The sequence below is a fragment of the uncultured Desulfovibrio sp. genome (genome assembly GCF_944327235.1).
Lineage (GTDB): Bacteria > Desulfobacterota > Desulfovibrionia > Desulfovibrionales > Desulfovibrionaceae > Desulfovibrio.
The window spans coordinates 1-18,220 of the sequence record NZ_CALVHE010000052.1 but is presented as its reverse complement, the minus strand read 5'-3'; the positions used below and the strand labels follow the sequence as shown (position 1 = coordinate 18,220).

Below are 18,220 nucleotides of genomic sequence, written 5' to 3'. Positions count from 1 at the left end.
GTGCCCATACATTCCTTTCGGCAATCCATATTGCTGCCATTGTCATTTTTTACCTTTAATGAGTCCTGACCCTAGTGATGGAAGTCTTGCGTACCGGCACGAACCGCCGGAAGCATCCACATTTGGAGGCGGTCACGCCCGGCACGGGCGCGACAGACCGGCCCGCCACACGCATCGGGCAGGGAACGACGTCCGGGGCCGTCCTACAGTTCGCCGGTGCCCCACGTCGCGACCACGAGGTCGTACAACTTTTCCGAAAGGGCCTTGAGGTCCGGCTTGGTGTACTGGGCATTGGCGCCCACCACGCCGCACTTGCGGGCCAGACTTTCATTGATCATGGACGAGAAGATGGCCACCGGCAGCGACTTGAGGATGGAATCCTCCTTGATGCGCTTGCAGAGGGCCAGACCGTCCATGGTCGGCATTTCGATATCCGAGATGATGCCCTGCAGATAGTGCGAGATGGGGACATTGTTCTCTTCGCACAGGCGGCGCAGGCGGCAGAGCTCGTCCCAGGCCTCCTGACCGTTGACGCACTGCTGCACCTGGAAGCGCCCTTCCTTGGTCAGCAGATCGAGCACCAGCGCTCTGATGGAGGAAGAGTCGTCCACATGCAGGATCTTGTAGACGCGGCCGTCCACGGGGCGCTTGGCCGTTTCCAGATCGAAGCGGATGGCCATGGCCGGATGCAGTTCGGCCACGATGGCTTCCAGGTCGAGCAGGAAGATGACCCGCTCCTCGAGACGCACCACCCCGATGACCGAACTCTGGCTGATGTTCTGCAGGAATTTGCCGGGCGCTTCCACGTCCGTCCAGCTCAGACGGTAGATGCGATTGACGCCGGAGACCAGAAAGCCCGTGCAGACCGTATTGAACTCCGTCACGATGATCTTGGCGTCATCGTTGGCGATGGGCGTGCTGCCCAGATACTTCGCCATGTCGATGAGCGGCACGATACGCCCGTTGCGATGGGAAAAGGCGCCCAGCACGGCCGGATGACGCATCTCCGGCATGGCCGTCACGTTCTGGCGGCGGATGATCTCCACCACCTTGGCCACATTCAGTCCGTAATGTCCTTCGTACCCGTCCTGATTGACATAAAACTCCACGATTTCCAGTTCATTGGTGCCGGTCTCAAGAAGAATGTTGGTCTGCGACATAGGTACTCCGGATGGGGCGATACAAACTTCATATAAAGTTTTCACCAAACCTTTACGGCAGGCCTTGAAAAAAGATTAGCGCCCCTACCGAAAAGAAGGCGGGGGCGCACGTCACTGCAGAGCAGGAGAAGATCATTTTGCAAAGAGTTCCGTGGACATGTAACGCTCTCCGGTATCACAGGCGAGCGTGACGATATTTCTTCCGCGCATGGCCGGGCGAGCGGCCACCCGCAGGGCCGCGGCCACGTTGGCCCCCGTGGAGATGCCCGCACAGACGCCGCAGGTGCGCATGAGCAGACGGGCGGTGCGCAGGGCCTCCTCCGTGGAGACGGTCAGCACGCCGTCCAGCAGCTCACGGTCGAGGATGGCGGGCACGAAGTTGGCGCCGATGCCCTGGATGCCGTGCGGCCCGGCCTTGCCGCCGGACAGCAGCGGCGATTCGGCCGGTTCCACTGCGAACACGCTGACGTCCGTCCCGTTCTCCTTGAGATACCGCCCGATGCCCGTGATGGACGAGCCGGAGCCCACCCCGGCCACCAGCACCTGCATGGTGCCCACACTGTCATGGAAGATCTCCGGACCGGTCGTGCTGTAATGCGCCTCCACGGCCCAGGGATTGGTGAACTGACCGAGGATGATGCCGCCGCGCTCCTCCGCGAGGCGTTCCGCGGCCTTGAGCGCGCCTCCCATGCCGTCCGCGGCGGGCGTCAGCACGACCTCGGCCCCCAGGGCCGCAAGCAGCCGACGCCGCTCGATGCTCATGGTCTCGGGCATGGTCAGGACGCATTTCAGGCCACGGACGGCCGACACCATCGCCAGTCCTATGCCGAGATTGCCGCTGGTGGCCTCCACCAGCGTGCCGCCGGGCAAGACATCTCCTCTGTCGAGGGCACGGTCCACCATGTGGAAGGCCACGCGATCCTTGATGGAGCCGCCGGGATTGCAATTTTCGAGCTTGAGCCAGACCCTGCCGGGCAGGTCGCTGCACAGGGGGGAAAGTTGTAACAAGGGGGTACTGCCGATGCTTTGCAAAACCGTAGTCAGCATGAAGTCCTCTCTGCGGTGTATTTTTTCGATGATAGGCCAAACCCCCCCGGTTGGCAACGACAGGCCGCCTTGACAGGCCCGCGGGGCAGGACGTAGCCTTTTACTAGAGGATTGCCGACGTCTGCGTCGGCAGGGTATCCGTATCGTCTGTCATCAAGGAGTTGCCCATGAAGTCCATTCGTACCTGTCTGCTGGTTCTTGCCGCATGTGCCCTCACCCTGAGCTTCGGCGCGCGGACGGCCGCGGCCAAGGCCGATGTCGTCGAGCTGTATGCCAATGCCGTCATCAGCGCCGATACGGCGATGCTGGAAAAGGTGCTCGCCCCCAATTACTGGCATGTCGCCGCCAACGGACACATCCAGGACAAGGAACATTTCATCGAAAGCATCAAGAACAAGCAGCTCGTCATCAATCATCTGACGCTGACCAACCTGCGCCGCAGCATGATCGGTGGATGCACCATCATGACGGGCAACGGCATCCTGCGCGGCAAGGCGACGCCCGCCCTGCCCGAAGGGCTGATGCGCTATTCCATCGTCATCGCCAAGAACGGCGATACGGAACAGGTCGTCCTGTTCCAGGCCACCCCTGTCGTGCCGTCCACTGACTGCAAGGACGGCAATTGCGCCATCCGTTGACCGAGAGGAGCCATCATGCCTTCCGCCTGCTCTGTCTTGCCGCGCTTTCGGCCCTGACGCTGCTGTCCCCGCAGGATGCGCGGGCCGGTTTCCTCGGTCCCAGCAATACCGCGGCCCCCACGACCTCACTTGAAGAATGCTCCCGCGCCGAAGAGATGACCACCTGCGTCCTGACCGGCCATCTGACCCGGCACGAACGCCGCAACCGTTACCTTTTTGACGCCGAAGGCGGCCGGATGATCGTGGACATCCCGCCGCACGTTTTCGGCCAGACCGATGTCCGGCCGGAACAGACCATCCGCATCACCGGCGAGATCGGCGGCAAACGTCATCACGACCGGCAGGACCCGCATCTGCGCGTCCGCTATCTCGAAGTCCTGCCCTGAAGACAGTGAAGGCTGCCGATCCATCTGGACCAGATGCCGCCGGTGCCCCTGAAAATGGACACGCCGGCGGCATTCCTGTATCCTGAAAGATAACAGCACCCAGGACCCATCCATGACCAAGTTCTGCTTCTCGCTGTTGCTGCTGACCGCTTTGACCGGCGTGCTTGCCAAGGTAGATTGGAGCGGCGTGTTCCCCTGGCTCAAACCGCCATCCATCATGCCCTTCAGCTTTCTCTTGCTGCTCTATATCCCCCCCATCGTCATGGCCTTGCAGGAGGCCGCCCCTTGCAACGATCCGGAGCTTTCCCTGATGGCCTTTGGCCTCAACTCCTGGGGGCTCCTCTACGTGACCTTCGACGCGCTTCTGATCCTGGCCTATGCCGGCTGCCTGGCGCTGCCGTGCGGCCTGTTGCTCCACGCGGTCGTTCGCGCGTTCAGGCCCGGGGATCGCCGGCTCCTTCTGCCGCTGACCCTTTTTGCCGGCATCTTCGGGATGCATCGCTTCTATGCCGGGCGTCCCTTGTCCGGCTTCTACATGCTGCTGTTGAACTTCACCGGCCTGCTCACCGTTATCTTCATCATCGGCCTGTACCCTCTCAGCGCGGTGGCGATCTGGATGCTGATCGATCTTGTTTTCGTCGCAATGGGGCGCTTCAGGGACGGACAGAACCATCGCATCACCGGTCGGCAGGATGAGGGAAAGGACGAGCGTAACTCGCGGAGCCGCCTGATGCTTACGCTACTGACCATTTTTCTGGGAGTCGTCGGGGCACACCGCTTCCTTGTCCGGCGTCCGTATACCGGCCTCTGCATGGTATGCCTGTTCCTGGTGAACGTGCACTCCCTGCAGTGTATCCCGCTCATGAGGGAGGCCACCGACTTCATGTGGCTCCTCCTTACCATCCCGTTGCAATTGAGCTGGCTGCTCAGCGACATCGCCGCCGTGCGCTGCGGCTGCTTCAGAGACGGCAGAGGACGCCCCGCCACCGCCTGAGCGGCGAAAAGACACGGCAGGAAGAAAGGACACCCGCCCTCTTCCCCTCTGAGCAGGCAGGCATGAGCGCTTTGTCTTTGAAAAAAGGAAGGACACCAGGCGACGGCACGCGCGGCCCGTCCCCAACCGGGCGGGAAAGCCACGCATTTTTCCGCGAAACGCCAGGCCGTATGGCTGGAAGCGCGAAGCGTCTCAAACGGGAAATGTGCTCTTTGGATCAGATGCCACCGGCGACCCTGAAAATGGACACGCCGACGGCATACCTGTATCCTGAGAGATACCATCACCCAGGACATATCCATGAACAAGCTCTGCTTCTTGCTGTTGCTGCTGGCCGCTTTGGGCGGTTTGCCCATGATCTTCAGCCCGTCATCCGCCGAGGGCATCCGCGGACATAGCGCGCTGCTCTATATCCCCCCCATCGTCATGGCCTTGCAGGCGGCCGCCCCCCGCAACAATCCGGCGCTTTCCCTGATGGCCTTTGGCCTCAACTTCTGGGGGCTCACCAACGGGAACCTCGGCGTTCGGTTTCTGGCCATTGACGGTTGCCTGGCGCTGCCGTGCGGCCTGTTGCTCCACGCGGTCGTTCGCGCGTTCAGGCCCGGGAACCTGCGTCTCCTTCTGCTGCTGACCCTTTTTGGCGGCATCTTCGGGATGCATCGCTTCTATGCCGGGCGCCCCTTGTCCGGCCTCTACATGCTGATGCTGACCCCGCTCGGTCTGATCCTCCTTGTGGCCTTCATTGGCGTGTTCCCGCTCAGCGCGGTGACGATCTGGATGCTGGTGGATCTTGTTTTCGTCGCAAGTGGGCGCTTCAGGGATGGACAGGGCCGCCCCATCACCGAGCGGCAGGATGAAGGAAGGGACGAGAGCAACTCGCGGAGCCGCCGCAGGCTTACGCTGCTGACCATTTTTCTGGGAGTCGTCGGGGCACACCGCTTCCTTGTCCGGCGTCCGTATACCGGGCTCTGCATGGTATGCCTGTTCGTGGTGAACGTGTACTCCCTGCAGTGTATCCCGCTCATGAGGGAGGCCACCGACTTCATGTGGCTCCTCCTTACCATCCCGTTGCAATTGAGCTGGCTGCTCAGCGACATCGCCGCCGTGGGCTGCGGCTGCTTCAGAGACGGCAGAGGACGCCCCGCCACCGCCTGAGCGGCGGAAAGACACGGCAGGAAGAAAGGACACCCGCCCTCTTCTCCTCTGAGCGGCCGGACATGAGCGCTTTGTCTTTGAAAAAGATAAAACGCTTTAGGGCCTGTTAACACTATTGGCAGTTTGTTTGGGGGGAAGGGACCCCCTCGCTCTGCTGTCGATGCCCGTAAGGCTCCTGCGTCGCCTAACGGGCACGGCCCTGCGGGCCGCCTTTCGGTCGCTCCCTTCCCCCAAAGCCCCCCATCCCTTCCCCAGCGCGCTTTTACCGGGAAAGGGTCAGGGACACGAGGCAACCCCGCCTCTACGGCAAGCGGAGCTTGTACGAGAAATATTGATTATATATTGAGATTATTCGTGAAATTAGTAATAATAGATTCCAAGAGCCGTGGCAGGCCGATCCTGCCCGACGTGACGGGCTGCCGCAAAAAATGTGCAACGATCAGGCCACTGCCAGGGGCGCATCCATGACCAAGCTTTGCTTCTCGCTGTTGCTGCTGACCGCTTTGGGCGCTTCGCTCACGAAGGGATATTGGATCGGCGTGTTCCCAATGTTCAGACCGTCATCCGAGGAGATCATCCTCGCATCTCACGCGCTGCTCTTCATCCCCCCTATCGTCATGGCCTTGCAGGAGGCCGCCCCCCGCAACGATCCGGTGCTTTCCCTGACGGCCTTTGGCCTCACCTCCTGGTGTTTTGGCGCGCTTCCGCCTCTGGCCTGTCTCGGCTTCCTGACGCTGCTGTGCGGCCTGATGTTCCACGCGGCCGCTCGCGCGTTCAGGCCCGGGGATCGTCGGCTCCTTCTGCTGCTGACCCTTTTCGTCGGCGTCTTCGGGGTACACCGCTTCTATGCCGGGCGTCCCTTGTCCGGCCTTTACATGCTGCTGTTGAGCTTGCTCGGTCATCTCCACCTTATTGACGACCTGGTACCTCTCATCCCGGTGGTGCTCTGGGTGCTGAGCGATCTTGTTTTCGTCGCAAGGGGGCGCTTCAGGGACGGACAGGGACGGCGCATCACCGACCAGCAGGATGAGAAAAGGAACGAGCGCAGCTCGCGGAGCCGCCGGAGGCTTACACTGCTGGCCATTTTTTTGGGCGTCGTCGGGGCGCACCGCTTCCTTGTCCGGCGTCCGTATACCGGCCTCTGCATGGCATGTCTGTCCCTGGTGATCCTGCACCTGTGGCTGCATACCCCTTTCCTGAAGCTCGCCGGCAACGACAGCAGCTGGATGCTTCTTTCCTGCCCTGTACTGTTGATCTGGCTGATCAGCGACATCATTGCCGTAAACTGCGGCTGCTTCAGCGACGGCACAGGACGCCCCGCTACCGCCTGAGCGGCGGAAAGACACGGCAGGCAGGAAGGAAGAAAAGGCGCCCGTCCTTTTCTCCTCTTTGCTGCCAAGCATGAGTGTCTTATCTCTGAAAAAGATAGAGCAATTCCACATTGAAAATGTGGATTGCCCTGGTAGTCGCGAGAGCGACTACCCGCAACCGAACACACGGAAAAACCACGCTTTTTCCGTAGTGTGAGGGCAGCGTCAGCAGGGAAATTGGACGCAATTTCAATGCGCATCCGCTCTAGAATACCCAAGGGCGGGATTACCCGTTTCCTTGGCTCTTCCCCCCGGTAAAAGCGCGCTGGGGAAAGGATGGGGGGCTTGAGGGGAAGGGAGCGAGCGAAGGCGGCCCACAGGGCCGTGCCTGTTAGGCCGTAAGGCCTTACAGGCATCGACAGCAGAGCGCGACCGAAGGCGGCCCGCAGGGCCGTGACCGTTGGGCGACGAAGGAGCCTTACGGGCATCGACAGCAGAGCGCGACCGAAAGGCGGCCGCAGGCCGTGCCCGTTAGGCGACAAAGGAGCCTTACGGGCATCGACAGCAGAGCGAGGGGGTTCCCTTCCCCTCCAAACAGGCGACGAATAGTATCAACAGGCCTAAGGGGTTGATTGAGGAGCGGACTGGCGGGCGGCCTGGTCGGCCTTGAGCTGCCCGCAGGCAGCCTTGATGTCCTGCCCCTTGGATTTGCGGATAATGGCCGTGATGTGACGATCCCAGAGCATTTTCTCGAAGGCGAGCACCCGTTCCGGCGTGGGGGCCTCATAGGGCGCATTCTCGGCGGGATTGTAGACGATGAGGTTGAGCTTGCCCTTGATGTCGCTGACCACGCGCGCCAGTTCCCGCGCCTGTTCCGGGCCGTCGTTGACGCCACCCAGCAGCAGATACTCGAAGGTGATGCGCTCCCGTGTCTTGAGCGGATAGGATTTCAGAGCGGCCAGCAGCTCGTCCAGCGGCCAGCGGGCGGCCTTGGGCATGATGCGTTCCCGCAGTTCCTGCGTCGGCGCGTGCAACGAGACCGCCAGAAAGGCCAGGCCGCTTTCCCCAAGTTCGCGCAGTCCCTTTTCGATGCCGCAGGTGGAGACGGTGATGCGGCGCGGCGAAAAGTTGAGGCCCTTGTCGTCATTAAGGCTCTTGAGCGCCCGCATGACTTCATGCAGGTTCAATAACGGCTCGCCCATGCCCATGAAGACAAGATTGCGCAGGATGGGCCAGTCCGGGCGCGTATCCCCCAGATGCGCACGAGCCACGAGGATCTGCCCCAGTATCTCGCCCATGCGCATATTGCGCTCAAAGCCCATCGTGCCGGTGCTGCAAAACGTGCAACCCATGGCGCAGCCCACTTGCGAGGAAAGACACTGCGTCCAGCGGCGGCTGCCGTCACGGGATTCCGAAGGGATGAGCACGGTCTCCACTTCCGCCCCGTCGGCCAGACGCAGCAGGAATTTGGTCGTGCCGTCGCGGCTCTCCTGCACGCGGGCCACTTCCGGCCAGTCTATGGAAGCGCAGGCGGCAAGACGCGCCCGGCAGGCCTTGGAGACGTTGGTCATCTCGTCAAAGTCGCGGGCCATGCGCTGCCACAGCCACTGCCAGACCTGCACCGCGCGGAAGCGGGGCTCCCCCAGCTCCTGCTGCATCCAGTCCGTCAGTTCGGGCAGCGTGAAGTCGAGCAGGTTGACCATGGGCGGCTAGTTGCTCACACGCCGGGCATAGGCGCGCACGAAGCGCACGGCGGAATCGTTGTCCGTGACTTCGCCGGCGATCTGGGCCTGCAGGAGCGCATCGCGGATGACGCCGACCAGCGGCCCGGGAGCAAGACGCGTCTCGTTCATGATCTCATTGCCGTTGAGCAGCGGTTCGAGCATCTGCTCCGGCGTCTCGGCCCGTTCGAGGTATTTCATGTTGTGGTTGAAGGCCGTGAAATTGCCGTCGCGGGCTTCCACATCGGCGCGGGCCATGGCGATGAGCCGGGGATATTCGTCCAGCGCCTTGAAACGCCGGATGCCGCGGTCGGTCATCATGAAGTGGAAACGCATGTGGTAGCGCACCAGATGGCAGAGCAGGTCGATGTCCTCGGTGGTCAGATGCAGACGCCGCAGGATCTTGCGCGTCACCTTGGCGCCCACGCGATGATGCTGATAGAAGGTCATCTCGCCGTCAAAGTATTCGCCGGTGAAGAGCTTGCCCACGTCATGGAACAGCATGGCCAGCGTGCCGAGCCAGTCGTAATGGAAATCTTTTTCGGGATAATGGCGCATACACTGCAGCGTGTGCTCGAAAACGGACTGCTCTTCGCCGGTATTGGTATTGCGCTCCACGATACAGGCCAGCGCGGCCACTTCCGGGATGAGCCCCTGCAGGATCTGCGCATCATAGAGCAGGCGCACGAAGCGGTGCATGGCCTCTGCGGAGACCTGCCGCCATTCGCCCATGATGTCCGCGGCGGGCACATAGTCCAGCACGCGCGCGGCGCTGCGCACGATGGCCAGCCAGGTATTGGGCTCGATGGGCACGTCGAAGTTGGCGGCAAAGCGCAAGGCCCGGATGGCCAGCAGATAATTGTGCCGCAGCGTTTCGTCCGGCAGACCGGAAAGGCGGATGGCACCGGATTTGACTTCGGAAAAACCGGCATAGATGCTGCCGGAATCCTGCGGCGAGGCGCAGCCGCTCAAGCGCAGCAGCAGCCGCTCGCGAGGCTCGAGCTGCGCCGCGATGGTCGGCGTGATGCGCATGAGCGAAAGTTCAGGATGGCTGGAATCCTCCACGACCAGCGGATAGAAGCGGATGGTGACGCCATCCTCTTCCAGCTGGGCCATGAGGGGCCCCTCCTCCACGGGCACGAGCGCCGGGAACAGTTTGCCAAGGACTTCGATATCCGGTTCACAGGCGATATCCACGGCGGAAACGTCGCTGGTCTCCAGCAGATGCTGCTGCAGGGGCGCGTTGACGATATGGGCATCATACCCGTTGCGAAGCATGGTCGTGCAGATGATGGTGGCTACCTTGAGCGCTTCGTGCATGGCAATCTCCTGTGGCGGCGGGCGGTATACGATATGCTCCAGGCCGTTTGAGCGGCTAACCAAAAAACTATACGCCAGAACGGCGCAGGCCGCAACGGTGCTTTATCCGCATTCCCGGTCAGCCGAAAAGGAAAAGACCCCGTGCCGGAGCACGGGGTCTGAGGATTCGAGGGCGGATCCGCCTAGTCGCTGAAGTGACCGGCTTCCCTCTTCACGCCGATGGCGATCTTCCAGAGCAGGGAGAGCACCAGCGCGCCGATGGCATACACGCCGAGCGCCACGGAGATCTCCATGCAGGTCGGAGCGTAATCGGTGATGGTCTCGAACATGTTGGGCGTGAAACCGCCGATGAGCAGGCCGAGACCCTTGTCGATCCAGCTGGCCACCACCAGCATGATCAGGGCAAGGGGCAGCAGGGGCCCGTTGCGCCATGCCGGCGGGATGAGGATGACCAGCGAACCCAGCGCCATGATGACGGCGGCCCACATCCAGTTGCTGACCCAGGTCACATGACCGGCATGTTCACCGAACAGGAAGGTCATGGGATGCTGATGGCCGGGGATGCCGGAATAGAAGGCCGTGAAGATCTCCAGCAGGTAGAAGAAGACGTTCACGCACATGGCATAGGTGATGATGGTCGTCAGCGTCTTCACGGCGTCGCGGCCGGGCTCGAAGCCGGTGAGACGGCGCACGATGAATACCAGCAGGAGCAGGATGGCCGGACCGGAGCAGAACGCCGAGGACAGGAAGCGGGCGGCCATGATGGCGGTGAGCCAGTAATGGCGGCCGGGGATGCCGGCGTACAGGAAGGCGGTCACGGTGTGGATGGAGAAGGCCCAGATGATGGACAGGTAGATAAGGGGCTTGACCCACTTGGGCGGTTCCACGTCCAGGCGCTCGGCTTCCAGCGTCACCCAGCCGATGATGGCGTTGAGGGTGAGGTAGCCGATGAGCACCATCATGTCATAGAACATGACGGAGTTGGGCGTGGGATGCAGCATGACGTTGAGCATACGCTGGGGCTGACCGAGGTCCACCAGGATGAAGAGCGAGCACATGCACACGGCGGCGATGGCCATGAACTCACCGAAGATGATCATGCGCTTGAACTTCTTGTAGTGGTGGAAATAGGCGGGCAGCACCAGCATGACGGCCGAGGCCGCCACACCCACGAAGTAGGTGAACTGCGAGATGTAAAGGCCCCACGAGACATCACGGCTCATGCCGGTGATGGACAGGCCCTGCTGCAGCTGCTGCCAGTACACGAGGCCGCAGGCCCCGATGACGCAGACCAGGAAGAGCAGCCACAAATAGAAGGTCTTGGGACCGGTAAGCACTTTTTCAAGCATAGCCAGATCTCCCTAGATGAGGTAGTACACGCCGGGCTGCGTGCCGAGGTTCGGCTTGCGGCGAATGCTGTAGTTTTCGGCCAGGGCGTGCCGCACATCTGAATTGGGATCGTCCAGATCGCCGAAGATGATCCGCCCGTTGGCCGCAGCGACACAGGCGGGCATCTGGCCAACGGCCAGACGTTCGGCGCAGAAGGTGCACTTTTCCACCACGCCGATCATGCGGGTGGGGAAGGCGGGATTGGGCACTTCCTTGGGCAGATGCTTGCGCGGATCCATGAAGTTGAACGAACGCGCGCCGTAGGGGCAGCCGGCCATGCAGAAGCGGCAGCCGATGCAGCGGTGGTAGTCCATGGCCACGATGCCGTCATGCATCTGATAGGTGGCCTGCGTGGGGCAGACGCGCACGCAGGGCGGATTGGTGCAGTGGTTGCACAGCAGCGGGAACATGCGCTCCTTGATGCCGGCCGTCTGGTAGTCGTTGATGTCGTCCGGGAAGGCATGATCGAACTTGTCCAGCCAGAACCATTTGATGTTCTGGTTGCTGCCCTTGATGGTGGGGACGTTGTGCGCCTTGTGGCAGGCGTCGATGAGGGGCTGATAGTCCTCGGGTCCCTTGAAGGCGCGCGTATCGATGACCATGGCCCAGCGCTTGGCCTTGAGAGCCGCGGCGCTGGCCTTGTAGCTGCTGCCGGGCATGGTGGCGGCCGCCTGAGCGGTGGAGGACAGCGCAGCCACACCACTGCTCAACGCAAAGGCCGAAAGCCCCGCCACTTTGAGAAAGCTTCTTCTGCTCTTGTTCATTACTTCTTCCCCTCGGGAGTGATGTGGCAGGTCCAGCAGTAGGGATACACGCTGTTGGCGATGTGGCACTTCTCGCAGAAATTGGCGTAGTCGTTGTGACACTTCAGACAGGTGTTCTGGAGACTGATGGTCCATTCCTTGCCGGTGGAGGAGACATAGACGCGCTTTTCGTTGCGCAGAGCCTGATCCCGCCACTGATTGAGCAGGGCCATGTGCTCAGCGCGCATGTATTCCACGGGCTCGACGCATTCCTTTTCGTTCTTGGGCAGCACCACGTCGGGACGCTTGTAGTCGTCCTTGCCGAAGTTGAGCCAGAACGGAGAGCTGAACAGCACCGCGAAGATGACGGCGCCGACAATGACTGCTTTGGCGTTATACATGGACTACTCCTCCCCCTGCTCCGCATCGTCTTCGGGTTCATCGGGATCCACATTGGGCAGGTCTTCCTGGCGCAGGTCCATGGTGCGCTTCTGTTCGCCCTTCATCACGAGGGCGTTGCCCACCAGCTCGTGCAGGCCGCTCACGGTCACGCCCGGAGCCCAGTAGTTGGCAAGGGGGGTGAGGGTCGCACGGTCGATGGCGCAGACGCAGGCCATGTGGTTGACGTCATACTTCTGCTGCACATAGCGCAGGGCATTGCCGCGGGGCATACCGGCGCGCATACGCAGCTCCATGATTTCCTCGGTATTCAGGCCGGAACCGGAGCCGCAGCAGAAGGTCTGCTCGCGGATGGTGTTTTCCGGCATTTCCACGAAGTTGTTGCACACCGCCTTGAGGATGTAGCGGGGCTCTTCCAGCAGGCCCATGGCGCGCGCCGGGTTGCAGGAATCATGGAAGGTCGTGATGATATGATCGTTCCGGCTGGGATCGAGCTTGATCTTGTTGTGCCGGATGAGGTCGGCCGTGAATTCGGTGATGTGCACCATCTTGGTGGACGCCGCATTCTCGAAGCGGGTACCGGTGATGGGCGAGGTGGGCACGTCCATCATGCAGGACGGCGCCGGACCGTTGTAGGTGCCCATGTACTGGTTGATGACGCGCCACATGTGGCCGCACTCGCCGCCGAGGATCCACTTGGCCCCCAGGCGCTCGGCTTCGGCATACATCTTGGCGTTCAGCTTCTTGGCCATGTTGAAGGACACGAAGGAGCCGAAGTTGCCGCCTTCGGACGCATAGGTCGAGAAGGTGTAGTCAAGATCCAGTTCATGGAAGAGCAGCAGATACCCCATGAAGGTATAGATGCCCGGGTCGGCGAACACGTCGCCGGAAGGCGTGATGAAGAGGATCTCGTGGCCTTTCTCGTTGAAGGGCGTCTTGGGACGGATGCCGGTGATGGTCTCGCAGTCGTCAGCCAGCATTTCCACGATCTCCACGAAGGAATGCGGCTGGATGCCCAGATGGTTGCCCGTGAAGGAGCAGTTTTTCACCGGGTCCATGATCCAGTGCGTGCCGAGGCCCACTTCATGCAGCAGCTCGCGCACGATGGCCGTGATCTCGGCCGTGTCGATGCCGTAGGGGCAGAAGAGGGAGCAGCGGCGGCACTCGGTGCACTGATAAGCGTAGTAGAAGAGTTCCTTGACTACGTTCTTGTCCCAGCCGCGCGCGCCCACGCTGGCGCCGAGCAGCTTGCCCAGCATGGTGTAGTCGCGACGGTAGAGGGAGCGCAGCAGTTCCGCGCGCAGCACCGGCATGTTCTTGGGATCATTGGTACCCAGGAAGAAGTGGCACTTGTCGGCACACGCGCCGCAGCGCACGCAGATGTCCATGAAGAGCTTGAGGGAGCGGTGCTTTTCCAGGCGCTCCTCGAAGGCGTCGCAGAGGATCTTTTCCCAGTTGGCGGGCAGATTCCAGTCTTCGGCGGCCGGATCCCACTCATGCGGATGCGGCATGTGCAGGCGCTCCATGGTCTCGACCTTGGCCGGATAGCAGAAGCTGCCCGGCGCGAATTCCGGCTTTACGTCAAGCCAGCTGCCCGCGGGAAAGTCCTTGCGGCTGGCCATGAGTTCGTGTGGCGTAGGCAATTTAGCCATGATGTAAACTCCTTACTCGGCGGCCTTTCGGGCTACTTTTCCAGCGACAGGCCATCATCGGCCATGCCCTTTTCGGGTTGCTTCTCCAGCGGCAGGCCGGCATCGGCCATGAACTCGCGGTACTCATCCTCGTACTCGGCATAGGTGAAGAACTGCTTCGGAGGATTCCAGGGGTTGACATGGCGCACGCGACGGGTGTCGTTGGGCACGTTGCGCGTGGGGCTGAAGAAGATGCCCGGCATGTGCATGAGTTTGGAGAAGGGGAAATACAGGAGCAGCACGCTCACGAAGGTCAGATGCACCACGAAGAGCGCGGGCAGCCCTTCCGTGCTCACCGGCGAAAGGTGCGCTAGCCCCATGATGAATACCTTGATCGAGGCGATGTCGGCCTTGTCGAAGTAGCGCATACACAGGCCGGTGGCCACGATGCAGATGAGCAGCAGCAGCGGGAAGTAGTCGTTGAGCAGCGAGATGTAGCGCACGCGCTCGTTGACCAGACGGCGGGTCAGCAGGAAGAGCAGAGCCACCAGCAGCAGACCGCCGCTGACATAGAAGCGGGGCACGCCCACCTGCATGAGACCGTCAAGCGTCTCGATGAGGGTGATGCAGGCCGGCACCGGATCCATGAAGAAACGGAAATGGCGGATGAATACCACCAGGAAGCAGTAGTGGAACAGCAGAGCGAACACCCACAGCCACTTGGAGGAATAATAGACGACGCGGGGGCCCTTGTTGACCGGGTCGTTCAGCAGCACCTCGGCGTGCGTATTGCGGAACAGGGACCGGAAGGTCAGCACTTCAAGGATCATGCGGACGACCGTCTGTCCCTTGGTACAGGGGCAGTCCCATTTTTCCTGTTTGATGAAGTCAAGGGACGCTTCCTGGCCGCCCGTCGTGGGGATGCGGAACGGCACGGGCGACTTCGCCCAATACACCATGCGCCTGATGACGCCCACTACAAAGATGATTACCGCCGCATAGGGCAGCACCACGCTGAACAGGAAAGCAAGCCCGCCGGCCGCTCCCGCCCAGGCGATGCACCCGATGAGCGCCACCATCGCCAACGCTGCGATCATTCCCTACCTCGCTTGGAAATGTGTTAGCTTTTGCCCGAAACCGGGCTGCCATCCACCGTCTGCGCCCAGCGCACGACCTGTGCATACTGGGAGCGGATCTCGGTGATGCGCGATTCGGCCAGCGTCTCGCGCGCCTCCGTATACATATCAAAGGCCAGCAGCACGATGCTGTCCAGCCGTGATTCCGCGTTAAGATAGGCCGCGCGGGCCTTGTCGCCCGCGCAGAGCGGCAAGAGCAACTCCCGCATGATGGGCTTGAGCAGGAAAAACACCCCGATGGCCTGACTGGGGGTCATCTTCTGGACGGCCCGCAACCGCACGAAGCGGTCGATGGCCTGACGCACCGTCACAGGGTCGGTGTCCTCACCCGACACGGCGTCGAACAAGCGCCCCGCCGCCTCGTGGGTCATGTCCCCCACAGGATTGGTGAAGGGGTCTTTCCTCGTCCTGAGAAATCCCGTCGTTTCAAGCGGATAAGTCTCGTATACGGCCTCTATCCACTTGCTGACCACCGCATCTCTCTGCGGCCTGAAGATATCATGAATTTTCATGGGACCAACTTTTCACAAGCTAGAGTCAAAAGGCGTTTAGATATACGAGACAAGCACGTGTTGCGTCAAGCCCTGCTCAAGGACGAACAGGGCGCGACGCATACGAAAATCCGCGGGCGGGAACGGCCCGCCGTTATTCCGGGCAGGGCGTCTGCCCGCCGCAGCTGCCGGCCACGGGATCGTCAAAGAGATCAGGGCTCCCGAACGTACCCTCCGTTGCCGCATTGCCGCCGCGAGGCGTCAGGCCGCCGGTCACCGGCTCCAGCGGCAGCGAAGAGGCGGAGGGACGCGGCGCGGCGTCCTGCGCCGCCGCTTCCTCCTGCCGTCCGGCGGACTGCCGCCGGGCCTTGTTGTCCGGCTTGGCCGCAAGCATGGACGGCAGGCCGTGGTATTCGATGAAGGGCACCGACTGCGAGCCGGAGAGATAGACATGCGCCTTGTTGCGCAACAGTCGCAGCCGCAGCCAGAGCATATCCGGCGAAATAGCGGCCAAACCTCCGGGATTTTCCGCCTTTTTCGCCATCTCCAGTGCTTCTTTCATATTATGGCCGCTATCCACGGCCTCGCGCATGGCGGCGACCATATACACGTCATCCGGCGTTTCCGCCACAGGATAGAACGCGACGCTCACATTGCCCGACAGGGCGTCGATGGCCTGGGCGCAGGCCGCACAGGAAGGAGAATAGAAGACCCGCACCGACGGCGCGCCGCTGGGATCGCTGATGCTCCAGACCGAGGCGGCCAGACGGGCCGAGGCCCCGGCATTGATGAGGAAAAGCACGAGCCAGCAGAGCACCAGGATGGAACGCCGCGTCGGGCCCCCCTTCCCTTGCGGGTCCATGTCCGCCCGCCGGAAACAGGTGTACACGCCCGCGAAAAAGAGCGCCGCGCCAAGGCAGCTGATGCAGGGGGCCGTGGCCGCCATGAGCAGCAGGAGAAGGATGTCGCCAGCCAGCGCGAGCCCCGCGATGACGCGCCCCACGCGCGCCGCGCCCACCAGAGCCAGCAGAGCCAGGACGGCAAAGGTCACGGCGCCGATCCACCAGAGGGAGACGCCGCCGAGGTTGGCATCCTGATACAGACTGCACCCTTCGGTGACGCAGACGTTGACGTCGTTGCCGAAGGCCGTCCAGACGCAATAGGCTACCGCCACAAGGGCAAGGCAGAGTGTGCCGCTCAGCACGCCATGCGAATTCTTCATGAGATCCTGCCGGGTCACGCCGTGGGGCGTTCAGTGAATTTTTTTATTCATAGGCCATTACGCCGCCTTCGTAAAGCCTTCTCTTCCGTTCCGGGTTGTGCTATCGGGGACAAGCCGCCATTCGGCGGACAGTCAGGAGGTCGATCATGTCATTCGATTGGATCGTCTTTGCCTTTGCGGCATGTTCGGTGCTTGCGGCGGGCGTCATCCGCGGGGCTACCGGTTTCGGCTTCTCCATGCTGGCGCTGGTGCTGCTGACCTTCGTGCTGCCTCCGGCGCAGGTCGTCCCGCTTCTGCTCATCTGGGAGATCTTCGCCAGCGCCGGACACGCCCCCTTTGTCTGGAGGCAGTGCGACTGGAGGATCACAGGACTGCTGCTTGCAGGCATCATCCCCATGACGCCGCTCGGTATGCAACTCCTCATACATCTCCCCGAGCAGACCATGGCCATCGCCGTCAATGCGGTTGTCCTCCTGTTGACCCTCGTCCTCCTCGCGGGCGTACGCCCACGGCATCCTCTCGGCCCCCTGGGCATCGTAGGGGTGGGCGCGGTAGCCGGTTTCATCAACGGGGCTTCTTCCAATGGCGGCCCGCCGATCGTCATCTTCATGCTGGCGACCCTGCCGGCAGCTGCGGCCAGATCGACGATCATCGTCCTTTTTCTGGCGTTCGACATCCAGACATCCTGCTTTTTCGCCTATTCCGGCCTGATGACTTGGCAAACCATCGTGGATGCTCTTGTCGTCCTGCCGTTCATGTGGCTGGGCATGTGGATCGGCACGCGCTGGTTCCATAGTGTGGACGAAGCCCGCTTCAAGCGCTATGTGCTTCTTTTCCTCGTACTGATCTCCCTGGTCGGCATGGGCCAGGCCCTGATACACTAGGTCCGCCGCCACGGGGGGATCATCCGCAACAGGAGATATGCCATGAAACTGCTGACACTGACGCTCAGTCTTTGCGCCGTGCTGGCCGCAGGCTGCGGCAGCGCACAAACCGCCCGCCTTCCTGACGGAACGGAAGGCTATTCCGTCAACTGCAACGGCATGGATAACGACTGGGCCGAATGCTACAACAAGGCCGCCGACATGTGCGACGGCGGCAAGTACCAGATCATGTCCCAGAACACCTCCGCCGTGGGGGAGACCCCCATGCGCAACCTGATCATCAAGTGTGAATAGAGCATTTTGCCTTTGAAAGACGGCCCCTGCCCGCCTGCCGCTTCTCCACGGCCTGACCGGCGGCACGCCTACTGTAAAAAAAGCCCGCACCCGACGTCCACGCGAACACTTCGCGCGGATGCCGTGTGCGGGCTTGCCGTTTCCGTCAGTGAGGGCACGGAGCACTGCGAACGCTTTGCCATTGAAAAAACAAAACGCGAGGTGGCGGCACAGCGCCGCCCGGGCTAGATGTAGAGTGTCAATACGTTGTTCACCCTCTGCTCAGACATGAAGCTGGAGGTTTTCTGCCAAGAGCCGAAT

The 18,220-nt window shown here is 61.8% G+C and carries 18 protein-coding genes; 7 read left to right on the top strand and 11 right to left on the bottom strand.

Going from position 1 to position 18,220, the window contains the following annotated elements; translation table 11 throughout:
* Positions 1 to 203 precede the first annotated feature (203 nt).
* Both Q0K00_RS08195 and cysK read right to left on the bottom strand, forming a co-directional pair.
* Positions 204 to 1,160: a chemotaxis protein gene (locus Q0K00_RS08195; protein ID WP_297228479.1), complete on the bottom strand. Its 957-nt coding sequence runs from the start codon at positions 1,158 to 1,160 to the stop codon at positions 204 to 206.
* A 132-nt stretch (positions 1,161 to 1,292) separates the two neighbouring features.
* Entirely contained in the window at positions 1,293 to 2,207 is a 915-nt protein-coding gene (gene cysK / locus Q0K00_RS08190; protein WP_297228478.1) for a cysteine synthase A, read from the bottom strand.
* A gap of 167 nt (positions 2,208 to 2,374) precedes the next feature.
* Between cysK and Q0K00_RS08185 the strand changes: the two genes are divergently transcribed.
* From Q0K00_RS08185 to Q0K00_RS08165, 5 genes are all read left to right on the top strand, one after another.
* On the top strand, positions 2,375 to 2,845 hold the full coding sequence (locus Q0K00_RS08185; protein ID WP_297228477.1) for a nuclear transport factor 2 family protein: 471 nt from the start codon (positions 2,375 to 2,377) through the stop codon (positions 2,843 to 2,845).
* On the top strand, positions 2,830 to 3,231 hold the full coding sequence (locus Q0K00_RS08180) for a NirD/YgiW/YdeI family stress tolerance protein (protein ID WP_297228476.1): 402 nt from the start codon (positions 2,830 to 2,832) through the stop codon (positions 3,229 to 3,231). Before Q0K00_RS08185 ends, Q0K00_RS08180 begins: the two co-directional genes overlap by 16 nt.
* A 112-nt stretch (positions 3,232 to 3,343) precedes the next feature.
* Positions 3,344 to 4,225: a TM2 domain-containing protein gene (locus Q0K00_RS08175; protein WP_297228475.1), complete on the top strand. Its 882-nt coding sequence runs from the start codon at positions 3,344 to 3,346 to the stop codon at positions 4,223 to 4,225.
* A gap of 300 nt (positions 4,226 to 4,525) precedes the next feature.
* Entirely contained in the window at positions 4,526 to 5,380 is an 855-nt protein-coding gene (locus tag Q0K00_RS08170) for a TM2 domain-containing protein (RefSeq protein ID WP_297228474.1), read from the top strand.
* A 548-nt stretch (positions 5,381 to 5,928) separates the two neighbouring features.
* Complete coding sequence (locus Q0K00_RS08165) at positions 5,929 to 6,711, top strand: NINE protein (protein ID WP_297228473.1); 783 nt, start codon at positions 5,929 to 5,931, stop codon at positions 6,709 to 6,711.
* Between the two features lie 599 nt (positions 6,712 to 7,310).
* On the opposite strand, the gene rlmN is transcribed toward Q0K00_RS08165, so the two are convergent.
* From rlmN to Q0K00_RS08120, 9 genes are all read right to left on the bottom strand, one after another.
* Positions 7,311 to 8,393, bottom strand: coding sequence for a 23S rRNA (adenine(2503)-C(2))-methyltransferase RlmN (gene rlmN / locus Q0K00_RS08160; protein ID WP_297228472.1), 1,083 nt, complete (start codon positions 8,391 to 8,393; stop codon positions 7,311 to 7,313).
* A gap of 6 nt (positions 8,394 to 8,399) precedes the next feature.
* Positions 8,400 to 9,731: an HD domain-containing protein gene (locus Q0K00_RS08155; RefSeq protein WP_297228471.1), complete on the bottom strand. Its 1,332-nt coding sequence runs from the start codon at positions 9,729 to 9,731 to the stop codon at positions 8,400 to 8,402.
* 182 nt (positions 9,732 to 9,913) lie between these two features.
* Positions 9,914 to 11,080: a sulfate reduction electron transfer complex DsrMKJOP subunit DsrP gene (dsrP, locus tag Q0K00_RS08150; RefSeq protein WP_297228470.1), complete on the bottom strand. Its 1,167-nt coding sequence runs from the start codon at positions 11,078 to 11,080 to the stop codon at positions 9,914 to 9,916.
* Between the two features lie 12 nt (positions 11,081 to 11,092).
* Positions 11,093 to 11,884 carry a sulfate reduction electron transfer complex DsrMKJOP subunit DsrO gene (dsrO, locus tag Q0K00_RS08145; protein ID WP_297228469.1) on the bottom strand — a complete coding sequence of 264 codons (792 nt, stop codon included), beginning with the start codon at positions 11,882 to 11,884 and terminating at the stop codon, positions 11,093 to 11,095.
* Complete coding sequence (gene dsrJ, locus Q0K00_RS08140) at positions 11,884 to 12,264, bottom strand: sulfate reduction electron transfer complex DsrMKJOP subunit DsrJ (protein ID WP_297228468.1); 381 nt, start codon at positions 12,262 to 12,264, stop codon at positions 11,884 to 11,886. The genes dsrO and dsrJ overlap by 1 nt, the downstream gene beginning before the upstream one ends.
* Positions 12,265 to 12,267: 3 nt before the next feature.
* Complete coding sequence (gene dsrK / locus Q0K00_RS08135) at positions 12,268 to 13,914, bottom strand: sulfate reduction electron transfer complex DsrMKJOP subunit DsrK (RefSeq protein WP_297228467.1); 1,647 nt, start codon at positions 13,912 to 13,914, stop codon at positions 12,268 to 12,270.
* Between the two features lie 32 nt (positions 13,915 to 13,946).
* Positions 13,947 to 14,990 carry a sulfate reduction electron transfer complex DsrMKJOP subunit DsrM gene (gene dsrM, locus Q0K00_RS08130; RefSeq protein WP_297228466.1) on the bottom strand — a complete coding sequence of 348 codons (1,044 nt, stop codon included), beginning with the start codon at positions 14,988 to 14,990 and terminating at the stop codon, positions 13,947 to 13,949.
* A gap of 23 nt (positions 14,991 to 15,013) precedes the next feature.
* Positions 15,014 to 15,541, bottom strand: coding sequence for an RsbRD N-terminal domain-containing protein (locus Q0K00_RS08125; protein ID WP_297228465.1), 528 nt, complete (start codon positions 15,539 to 15,541; stop codon positions 15,014 to 15,016).
* A gap of 133 nt (positions 15,542 to 15,674) precedes the next feature.
* Complete coding sequence (locus Q0K00_RS08120) at positions 15,675 to 16,742, bottom strand: hypothetical protein (RefSeq protein ID WP_297228464.1); 1,068 nt, start codon at positions 16,740 to 16,742, stop codon at positions 15,675 to 15,677.
* Positions 16,743 to 16,888: 146 nt separating this feature from the next.
* Between Q0K00_RS08120 and Q0K00_RS08115 the strand changes: the two genes are divergently transcribed.
* Positions 16,889 to 17,626 carry a sulfite exporter TauE/SafE family protein gene (locus Q0K00_RS08115; RefSeq protein WP_297228463.1) on the top strand — a complete coding sequence of 246 codons (738 nt, stop codon included), beginning with the start codon at positions 16,889 to 16,891 and terminating at the stop codon, positions 17,624 to 17,626.
* A 42-nt stretch (positions 17,627 to 17,668) separates the two neighbouring features.
* The gene (locus Q0K00_RS08110) at positions 17,669 to 17,920 is read left to right on the top strand and encodes a hypothetical protein (protein WP_297228462.1); all 252 of its coding nucleotides are present in this window, start codon (positions 17,669 to 17,671) and stop codon (positions 17,918 to 17,920) included.
* Positions 17,921 to 18,220 lie beyond the last annotated feature (300 nt).